At 73.0% G+C, this 9,701-nt stretch carries 8 protein-coding genes; 5 read left to right on the top strand and 3 right to left on the bottom strand.

Translation table 11 applies throughout. The annotated features are described in order from the left end of the window. Nucleotides 1–111: 111 nt before the first annotated feature. Complete coding sequence (locus ACH427_RS25725; RefSeq protein WP_398872960.1) at nucleotides 112–972, bottom strand: sigma-70 family RNA polymerase sigma factor; 861 nt, start codon at nucleotides 970–972, stop codon at nucleotides 112–114. Nucleotides 973–1,064: 92 nt separating this feature from the next. On the opposite strand from ACH427_RS25725, the gene ACH427_RS25720 reads away from it, so the two are divergent. After that, a complete protein-coding gene (locus ACH427_RS25720; RefSeq protein ID WP_398872958.1) occupies nucleotides 1,065–1,520 on the top strand; it encodes a carboxymuconolactone decarboxylase family protein in 456 nt (151 codons plus the stop codon). A 61-nt stretch (nucleotides 1,521–1,581) separates the two neighbouring features. On the opposite strand, the gene ACH427_RS25715 is transcribed toward ACH427_RS25720, so the two are convergent. After that, complete coding sequence (locus ACH427_RS25715) at nucleotides 1,582–2,805, bottom strand: beta-ketoacyl-[acyl-carrier-protein] synthase family protein (protein ID WP_398872956.1); 1,224 nt, start codon at nucleotides 2,803–2,805, stop codon at nucleotides 1,582–1,584. 322 nt (nucleotides 2,806–3,127) lie between these two features. On the opposite strand from ACH427_RS25715, the gene ACH427_RS25710 reads away from it, so the two are divergent. From ACH427_RS25710 to ACH427_RS25695, 4 genes are read left to right on the top strand one after another with little or no spacing between them, the layout of a single operon-like run. Next, entirely contained in the window at nucleotides 3,128–4,096 is a 969-nt protein-coding gene (locus ACH427_RS25710) for an alpha/beta hydrolase (RefSeq protein WP_398872954.1), read from the top strand. Next, on the top strand, nucleotides 4,089–5,288 hold the full coding sequence (locus tag ACH427_RS25705) for an acyltransferase (protein ID WP_398872952.1): 1,200 nt from the start codon (nucleotides 4,089–4,091) through the stop codon (nucleotides 5,286–5,288). Before ACH427_RS25710 ends, ACH427_RS25705 begins: the two co-directional genes overlap by 8 nt. Beyond that, on the top strand, nucleotides 5,285–6,580 hold the full coding sequence (locus tag ACH427_RS25700) for a sensor histidine kinase (protein ID WP_398872950.1): 1,296 nt from the start codon (nucleotides 5,285–5,287) through the stop codon (nucleotides 6,578–6,580). Before ACH427_RS25705 ends, ACH427_RS25700 begins: the two co-directional genes overlap by 4 nt. Continuing rightward, entirely contained in the window at nucleotides 6,577–7,248 is a 672-nt protein-coding gene (locus ACH427_RS25695) for a response regulator (RefSeq protein WP_398872948.1), read from the top strand. Before ACH427_RS25700 ends, ACH427_RS25695 begins: the two co-directional genes overlap by 4 nt. Nucleotides 7,249–7,475: 227 nt before the next feature. Here the strand turns inward: ACH427_RS25695 and ACH427_RS25690 are convergent, their stop codons facing one another. Next, entirely contained in the window at nucleotides 7,476–9,695 is a 2,220-nt protein-coding gene (locus ACH427_RS25690; protein ID WP_398872946.1) for an NADP-dependent isocitrate dehydrogenase, read from the bottom strand. Between the last annotated feature and the right edge of the window lie 6 nt (nucleotides 9,696–9,701).

Below are 9,701 nucleotides of genomic sequence, written 5' to 3'. Positions count from 1 at the left end.
TGTTGCTGGGGGTCTGGGGCGGCAGCCCCCACGCGGCGGAGCCGCACATCAGACACAGCCGGGAAGGGGCGGAGAGGGGGAAGCCCGCCGCAGGCGTACCCCGCCCCACCCCTAAAGCGAAAGCCCCCGCAACCTCCCCGCATCCGCCAGGATGTCGATCATCCGCACCTTGCCGTCCACGATCGTGAAGCCCATGACCGCCATGGGGACACCGTCCACATCGGTCACGATGCCCATGGAGCCGTTCACGAGGGCCGGGCGGGCGAAGTGGGAGAGGCGCTGGAACATGAGGGCCTGGCCGGCGACGGCCGCCGCGCCGTGCACCTCCTGCGGAGCCCCCGCGCCCGTGTCCGCGCGGAGGACGACGTCCGGGTGGAGCACGGCGACGAGCGCGTCGAAGTCGCCGCCGCGGGCGGCGGTGAGAAAGGCGTCCACGATCTGCCGCTGCCGGGTGAGGTCGCTGTCGGGTGCCGGTACGGACCCGCGGACGCGACGCCGCGCCCGGCTGGCCAGCTGGCGGGCCGCCGCCGGGGTGCGGCCGACCATCGGGGCGATCTCGTCGAACGGCACGGCGAACATGTCGTGCAGCACGAACGCGAGCCGCTCCGCGGGCGCCAGCGTCTCCAGGACGACGAGCAGCGCGAGCCCGACCGAGTCGGCGAGCAGCGCTTGGTGCTCGGGGTCGATGCCGTCCGGGCTGTCGACGATCGGGTCGGGCACCCGCGCCTCCAGCGGCTCCTCGCCGCGCGACCTGCGGGAGCGCAGCATGTCCAGGCACACGCGGCCGACGACCGTGGTCAGCCAGCCGCCGAGGTTCTCGACGCCGTCGGTGTCCGAGCGGCTGAGCCGCAGCCATGCCTCCTGCACGGCGTCGTCGGCCTCGCTCAGTGAGCCGAGCATCCGGTAGGCCACCGCGCGAAGGTGGGTGCGGTGGGCCTCGAAACGCTCGGCCAGCAGCTCTTTCTCCGTCATCTGTCACATTCTCCCGTCGCGATCCGTCAGTGCGTTGACGGATGAAAGACCGTCGGTGTGACAAGAGAAGCGAGACAAACAGGAGACGCGTCATGGAAGCACGGATTCAGAACCCCGCAGCGGTCATCCCCGAGGCCCTGCCCGCCATCCTCGGTGTGATGAAGGCGGCGAAGAAGGGCGGTGTGCCCGACGCGACGCTCGACCTCGTCCACCTCCGGGTCAGCCAGATCAACGGCTGCGGCTACTGCGTCGACGGAGGAGTGAAGAACGCCAGGAAGGCCGGCGAGAGCGACGATCGGCTCGCCGCCGTGGCGGCCTGGCGGGACACCCCCTATTTCACCGACGCCGAGCGCGCCGCGCTGGCCCTCGCCGAGTGCGCCACCCGGCTCAGCGACCGCCCGGACCCGGTGCCGGACGACATCTGGGCCGAGGCCGCCCGGCACTACGACGAACGGCAGCTCGCCGGCCTGACCCTGTGGATCGGCCTGACCAACCTCTTCAACCGGGTCAACGTCACCACGAAGCAGCCGGCCGGCGCGGGCTGGTGACGGGAGCGTACGGCGCGGTCGCCTGATGATCTGACCGCGCCGTCGGGCCCGGGTGAGCGGCCTACGAAGCGGCGGTGAAGACAAGTGACGCGTTGTGGCCGCCGAAGCCGAACGAGTTCGTCAGGGCCGCCGTCACCGCGCCGTACCTCGGCCGCCCGGTGACGACGTCGAGCTTCACGGCCGGGTCGAGCGTGTCGAGGTTCTGCGTCGCGGGGATCACGCCCTCGCGGACCGCGAGGATCGAGGCGAGCGCGCCCATCGCCCCGGCCGCGCCGAAGAGGTGGCCGGTCATCGACTTGGTCGCGGTCACGGCCGGGTGTGTGCCGATGGCCTCGGTGACCGACTCCGCCTCGACCAGGTCGCCCTTGGGCGTGGACGTCGCGTGCGCGTGCACGTGGTCGATCGCCAGCGGTGAAAGACCGGCCTCGGCCAGGGCCCTGCGCATGGCGCGCACCTGACCCCCGGGGTGCGCGGCCGTGATGTGGTGGGCGTCCGACGTCACTCCGGCCCCGGCGAGGCGGGCGTGCCGCCGGGCGGCCCGGGCGGCCGCGAAGCCGGCGCGCTCCAGGACGACCACGACCGCTCCCTCGCCGATGACGAACCCGTCCCGGTCCACGTCGAAGGGCCGCGACGCCCGCCGCGGGTCGTCGTTGCGCGTCGAATGGGCCTTGGCCTGCGCGAACCCGGCCAGCGGCAGCGGGTGGACGCACGCCTCCGTACCGCCCGCGACCACCACGTCGGCCCTACCCAGCCGGATCAGGTCCAGACCCATCGCGATCGCCTCGGCCCCGGACGCGCAGGCGCTGACCGGGGTGTGCGCGCCGCCGCGCGCCCCCAGCTCGATGCTGACCCAGGCCGCCGGGCCGTTCGCCATCAGCATCGGGACGGTGTGCGGGGAGACCTTCCGCACCCCGGACGCCTCCAGGACATCGTCCTGGCCGAGCAGGGTGAGGGCGCCTCCCGTGCCCGTACCGATCACCACCGCCAGGCGCTCCGGATCGACGTCCGGCGTGCCCGCGTCCGCCCACGCCTCGCGCGCCGCGACGAGCGCGATCTGCTCGCAGCGGTCCATGCGGCGGGCCCGCACGCGATCCAGGACCTCGGTCGGCTCGACCGCGAGCCTGCCCGCGATCCGCACCGGCAGACCGGCCGCCCACTCCTCCTCGATGGCGCTGATCCCCGACCGCCCGGCCAGCAGCCCGGACCACGTCGAGGCGACGTCCCCGCCCAGCGGTGTCGTGGCTCCGAGGCCGGTGACCACCACATCCATGTTCTCGGCACTCATGGCGCAACCCCCATTTGTCGTAGAGATACAACTCCTCGCACACGGAGATCGTGGGAGGAGATCGGCTCGTCAGCCACTCTGCCAAGGGGAACGTGACCGGCCCGGTGCGGTGATCCACGGAGTCCCGGGCGCCGGTTTTATGGAGTCCGGCTATTCACGGGGCGGGCCGTGGCCGGCCCCACCCTTCTCGCGACCCCGTACCCGTCATACCGCGGAGCTACGCCGAAGTGGGCTCCCTGGTGGGACGCCGACCACACGGGCCGATCCATAACTTCCCTATCGGATGCACGACCGGCATCCGGTACGGAAGGAACCTCCCGCCATGACGCCCCGCCCGCCCCGCAGCCGACTGCGCCGCACCCTCCTCGCCGCGCTCGTCGCCGCCTCGGTGGCGGTGCCCGTATCGGGCATGGCCCGCCCCGCGGCCGTACCGGCACCGGCCCCCGCCGCCCTCGCCCCGCTGCGGACCGCGGCGCCGGACGCGCTCGCCGAGCGGTACGCCGCCGCACGCAGCGGTGTCCAGGCCGCCGAACAGGCGGCCGACGGCCACGGTGACCGCAGGCGGGCCGCCGCGCTGCGCGCCATGGCGGACCCGGCGCGCCACTTCCTCTCCTTCGACGGCCGCGACGGCGGCCGCGCCGCCGAGGTCTTCGGCGACCTGGCCCGGGCCGACCGCGTCGCCGTCCTCGTCCCGGGCTCGGACACCAGCCTCGACACGTACGAGCGCTTCCGCGCCGGTGCCACGGCGCTCCGGCAGGAGCTCGGCGCCCGGGTCGCCGTCGTCGCCTGGCTCGGCTACAAGACGCCGGGCACGATCAGCACGGAGGTGCTGACGCCGGGCCGGGCCGACAGCGCCGCGAGTGAACTGCGGGCGTTCGTACGCCAGTTGGGCGAGCTCAAGCCCGCCGCCCGGATCTCCCTCCTGTGCCATTCCTACGGCTCGGTGGTCTGCGGGCGGGCCGCGCCCGGCCTGGACGTCGCGGACATCGTCCTCTTCGGCAGCCCCGGCACCGGCGCCGACGACGTCGCGGCGCTGCGCACCCGGGCCGTCGTCTGGGCGGGCCGGGGCGCCGACGACTGGATCGCCGACGTGCCGCACGTCCGGCTCGACCTGCCCTTCGCCACGGTCGGCTTCGGTACGGACCCGGTCTCCCCGGAGTTCGGCGCCCGGGTCTTCGACGCGGGCGGCGGCGGCCACAGCGACTACCTCAAGCCCGGTTCCACCGCCCTGAAGAACATCGCCCGGATCGTCTCCGGAGAGCTCCCTTCCGAGGAGGGCCGTCATGCGTGACCTCGTCCGGCGGATCGACGCCGCCACCCCGCCGGGCCGCGACCGCGCCGTCGACGCCCTGCGTGCCTTCGCCATCCTCGGCGTGGTGCTCGGCCACTGGCTGGTGACCGCCCTGGTCGCCGACAGCGGCACGGTGCGCGCCGCCAGCCCGCTCCAGTTCACGCCCGGCCTGGCCCCGGTCTCCTGGCTCGTCCAGACCCTCGCGGTGTTCTTCCTGGTCGGCGGCCGGGTGGCGGCGAGGAGCCACGCCTCCGCGGTCGTCCGGGGCGAGACGTACGGGCGGTGGCTCCGCGCCCGGCTGGCCCGGCTGTTCCGGCCGGTCGCCGCCCTCCTGGTGGTGTGGGCCGCGGCAGTGGGCGGAATGCTCGTCTCCGGGGTGGGCCCGGACACCGTGTACACCCTGGGCAAGCTGGTGCTCTCCCCGCTCTGGTTCCTCCTGGTCTTCGCCGCGCTCACGGCGGCGACCCCGCTGGTCGCGAAGCTGCATCCGCTGTGGCCGCTCGCCGTCGTGCTGCACGTCGACCTGATCCGCTTCGGCCTGGACGGGCCCGCCGCGCTCGGCTGGATCAATGTGGCGGCGGGCTGGCTGGTCCCGTACTGCCTGGGCGCCGCGTGGGCGCGCGGCCGCGCGGGCGGCCGTGCCACCGGCTGGGCGCTGCTGCTCGGCGGGGCGTCCGCCACGGCCCTGCTCGTGGCGTTCGCCGGCTACCCGGCCGCCATGGTCGGGGTCCCCGGTGCAGCGATATCCAACCTCAACCCGCCCACCCTCGCGGCCGTCACCTTCGGCCTCGCCCAGTGCGGGGCGGCCCTGCTGCTCCTCGGCCCGCTGCGGCGGGTACTCGCGCGGCCCGCCGCCTGGGCGGCGGTGGCGCTGGTCAACCTCTCCGCGATGACGATCTTCCTCTGGCACCAGACGGCGATGATGGCGGTCACCGCGACGGGCCTGCTCACGGGCGGAGCCCTGCCCGGTCTGCACACCCTCCCCGACGGCCCCGGCTGGATACTCGCCCGCCTGGCCTGGCTGCCGGTGTTCGGCGCGGCGCTGCTGATCTGCTGGGCGGCGTTCCGCACGTACGAACAGGGGCGGCCGCGTGGGGGCGGGCGAGCCGCGAACCGGCCCGCCCGGCGGCCGGGGCATGGAGCCGCCGCGCGCCCGCCTAAGGTTGATCTTGGAATGAGGGGGACACGATGAAGCGCCTGACGGCAGCGCTGAAGGCCGCACCGAGCACGCTGCGCGAGGACCTGTGGCCGGTGGGCGCCGCTCCGCCGCCCCGCGCCGGGCAGCCGCGCTGGCTCGACTGGCGACCCGCCATCGTCGTGCCCCTCGTGCTGGTCGCACTGATCCTCGCCATCCCGAACGTGAACTTCTACGCCTTCACCTACCGGCTGGGTGGCCCGGTGGGGGCCCTGCTCGCCGTGATCCAGTCGGCGGCGCTCGTCGTCGCGCTGTTCCGGCCGGTCCTGGCCTGGTGGACGTCGACGGTCGTCATGATCACCGTCACGCTGTCCGCGGAGTCCCCCGCGGCTTTCCATATGGGCGCCACGCTGTCCCCCTGGGCGGGCCCCGGACTCGCCGTGCAGGCCGGGGTGCTGTTCCTGGCCGCGCTGCGGGTCCGCCCCCGGGTCGCGGTGGAGATGCTGGTCGTCAGCGTGCTGGCGGGTCTGGCCTGCGAGACGACCCTCACCGGCTACGCCGACGACCCGCGCCTGACCGCCGCGTCCCTCGCGATCGCCGTGCTGGTCGGCGCCCTGCTGCGCGGCCGCCAAGTGGCCCGTACGGAGCTGGTCGTCCAGGAGGAGCTCACCGCCGAGGAGCGGGCCCGGCGCACGCTCCTCGAGGAGCGCAACCGCATCGCCCGCGAGCTGCACGACGTCGTGGCCCACCACATGTCGGTCATCTCCATCCAGGCGCAGGTCGCCCCGCACCTGGTCGAGAACCCGTCCGAAGAGCTCAAGGAGAACCTCGCGGGCATCCGCGAGAATGCGGTCGAGGCGCTCACCGAACTCCGCCGTGTGCTGGGCGTGCTGCGCTCCGAGGACGCCCTCGCGGACGGCGTGCGGCACACCCCCCAGCCCACCCTCGACCGGCTGGACGAGCTGGTCGCGAACGTCCGCGGCGCCGGGCTCACGGTCGTCACCGAGACCGCCGGCACGCCGCGCACACTGTCGCCGGGCGTCGAACTGTCGGCGTTCCGCATCGTGCAGGAGGCGCTCAGCAACGCGATGCGGCACGCGCCCGGGGCGGCGGTGCGGGTGGAGATCGGATACCGCAGGACCGGGCTGACGGTGCGGGTCACCAACAGCGCGCCGGGCAGCGCCGCCCCGCCCTCGCCGGGCGCCGGCCAGGGCCTGCTCGGCATGCGCGAGCGCACGGCGATGCTGGGGGGCGAACTGGCCACCGGAGCCACCCCCGACGGCGGCTTCGAAGTGACCGCGCTGCTGCCCACGCAGCCTCCCGCCGACCCCGTTGAGGACACCGCATGACCACGATCCGCGTCCTGATAGCCGACGACCAGATGATGGTCCGTCAGGGCTTCACGGTACTGCTCAACGCCGAACCCGGCATCGAGGTCGTCGGGCAGGCCGTGGACGGCCTCGACGCCGTCGCCAAGGTCGCCGAACTCGCCCCCGACGTCGTCCTGATGGACATCCGGATGCCCGGCCTCGGCGGCATCGAGGCGACCCGCCGCATCACCGGCCCGGACGGCGCGGCCGTCAAGGTCCTCGTCCTGACCACCTTCGACCTCGACGAGTACGTCTACGAGGCGCTGCGCGCGGGCGCGTCCGGGTTCCTGCTGAAGGACGCGTCGGCCGCCGAACTCGCCCAGGCCGTACGCGTCGTGGCCGCCGGGGACGCCCTCCTCGCCCCGAACATCACCAAGCGCCTGATCGCCGAGTTCTCCCGGATGACCGGCACCCCCCGCGCCCCGCTCAAGGACCGCGTCGGCGGCCTGACGGAACGCGAGACCGAGGTCCTGTCCCTGGTCGCCCAGGGCCTGTCGAACGGGGAGATCGCCGGGCGTCTCGTGGTGGCGGAACAGACCGTCAAGACCCACGTGAGCCGCATCCTGGTCAAGCTCGGCCTGCGTGACCGCACGCAGGCGACGGTCTTCGCATACGAATCGGGCCTGGTACGCCCGGCGGGCTACTGAGGGGTCGCCCCACCACGCCTGCGCCGCTTGTCCTCGATCGCCGGACGGGCTGAAATCAGCTCGTCCGGCGATCGAGGACAGCGCGCGAAGCGTGCTTCGGGGTCTGGGGCGGGGCCCCGCACGCGGCGGAGCCGTACATCGGTACAGCCGGGAAGGGGCAGGGGAAAAGAACCGCCCCGGCCGGCGCGAGGCCGACCAGGGCGGTTCGGAAGCGGCTCAGGGCTGGATCAGCCGAGAATCGCGAGTGCCGCGTTGAACGTGGCACTCGGCCGCATGACGGCCGCGGCCTTCTCCACCGAAGGCTGGTAGTAGCCGCCGATGTCGGCCGGCTTGCCCTGCACCGCGATGAGCTCGTCGACGATCGTGCTCTCCTGCTCGGTCAGCGACTTGGCCAGGGCCGTGAACGCCTCCGCGAGCTGCGCGTCGTCGGTCTGCTTGGCCAGCTCCTGCGCCCAGTACAGCGCCAGGTAGAAGTGGCTGCCGCGGTTGTCGATGCCGCCCAGGCGACGGCTCGGCGACTTGTCCTCCTCGAGGAAGGTCGCGGTCGCGCGGTCCAGGGTGTCGGCGAGCACCTGGGCGCGCGCGTTGCCCGTGGTCTGGGCGAGGTGCTCGAAGCTGGCCGCCAGCGCGAAGAACTCGCCCAGGCTGTCCCAGCGGAGGTAGTTCTCCTTGACGAGCTGCTGGACGTGCTTGGGCGCGGAGCCGCCGGCACCGGTCTCGAACAGGCCGCCGCCGTTCATCAGCGGGACGATCGAGAGCATCTTCGCGCTCGTGCCCAGCTCGAGGATCGGGAAGAGGTCCGTGAGGTAGTCACGCAGCACGTTGCCGGTGACCGAGATCGTGTCCTCGCCCCGGCGGATGCGCTCCAGGGAGAACTTGGTCGCCTCGACCGGCGACATGATCTCGATCCGCAGGCCCTCGGTGTCGTGCTCGGCGAGGTAGGTGCGGACCTTCTCGATGAGCTTCGCGTCGTGCGCGCGGTTCTCGTCGAGCCAGAAGACGGCCGGGGCGCCGGTCGCGCGGGCGCGGGTGACGGCGAGCTTGACCCAGTCCTGGATCGGGGCGTCCTTGGCCTGGCACATGCGGAAGATGTCGCCCTCGGCGACCGGCTGCTCCAGCACGACGTCGCCCGCGCCGTCGACGACCCGCACGGTGCCCGGGGCGGCGATCTCGAAGGTCTTGTCGTGGCTGCCGTACTCCTCGGCCTTCTGCGCCATCAGACCGACGTTGGGCACCGAGCCCATGGTCGACGGGTCGAAGGCGCCGTGGGCGCGGCAGTCCTCGATGACGGCCTGGTAGACACCGGAGTAGCTGCTGTCCGGGAGGACGGCGAGGGTGTCGGCCTCCTGGCCGTCCGGGCCCCACATGTGGCCGGAGGTGCGGATCATCGCCGGCATGGAGGCGTCGACGATGACGTCGCTCGGGACGTGCAGGTTGGTGATGCCCTTGTCGGAGTCGACCATCGCCAGGGCCGGGCCCTCGGCGAGCTCGGCGTCGAAGGACGCCTTGATCGCGTCGCCCTCGGGCAGCGCGTCCAGGCCCTTGAGGATGCCGCCGAGCCCGTCGTTCGGGCTCAGGCCGGCGGCGGCCAGCGTCTCGCCGTACGCCGCGAACGTCTTCGGGAAGAAGGCGCGCACCACGTGGCCGAAGACGATCGGGTCGGAGACCTTCATCATCGTGGCCTTCAGGTGCACGGAGAACAGCACGCCCTCGGCCTTGGCGCGGGCGATCTGCGCGGTGAGGAAGGTGCGCAGCGCGGCCGCGCGCATCACCGACGCGTCCACGACCTCGCCCGCGAGGACGGGGACGGACTCGCGCAGCACGGTGGTGCTGCCGTCCTCGCCCGCCAGCTCGATGCGCAGCGAGCCGTCCGCCTGGACGACCGCGGACTTCTCGGTGGAGCGGAAGTCGTCGGCGCCCATGGTCGCGACGTTGGTCTTGGAGTCGGCCGTCCACGCGCCCATGCGGTGCGGGTGGGTCTTGGCGTAGTTCTTGACCGAGGCGGGGGCGCGGCGGTCGGAGTTGCCCTCACGCAGCACGGGGTTGACGGCGCTGCCCTTGACCTTGTCGTAGCGGGCGCGGATGTCGCGCTCCTCGTCGGTCTTCGGGTCGTCCGGGTAGTCCGGCAGCGCGTAGCCCTGCTGCTGGAGCTCGGCGACGGCCGCCTTCAGCTGCGGGATCGAGGCCGAGATGTTCGGCAGCTTGATGATGTTCGCACCGGGCGTCTTGGCCAGCTCGCCGAGCTCGGCGAGGGCGTCCTCGATCCGCTGGCCCTCTTCGAGGTACTCGGGGAAACCGGCGATGATCCGCCCGGCCAGGGAGATGTCACGGGTCTCCACAGTGACACCGGCCGTCGAGGCGTACGCCTGGACCACGGGCAGGAACGAATACGTCGCCAGGGCCGGGGCCTCGTCGGTGTGCGTATAGATGATGGTCGAGTCAGTCACCGGGTG

This window comes from Streptomyces sp. NPDC020379, assembly GCF_044387105.1.
Lineage (GTDB): Bacteria > Actinomycetota > Actinomycetes > Streptomycetales > Streptomycetaceae > Streptomyces.
The sequence above is the reverse complement of the archived record's forward strand: the minus strand, read 5'-3'. Positions and strand labels throughout refer to the sequence as shown.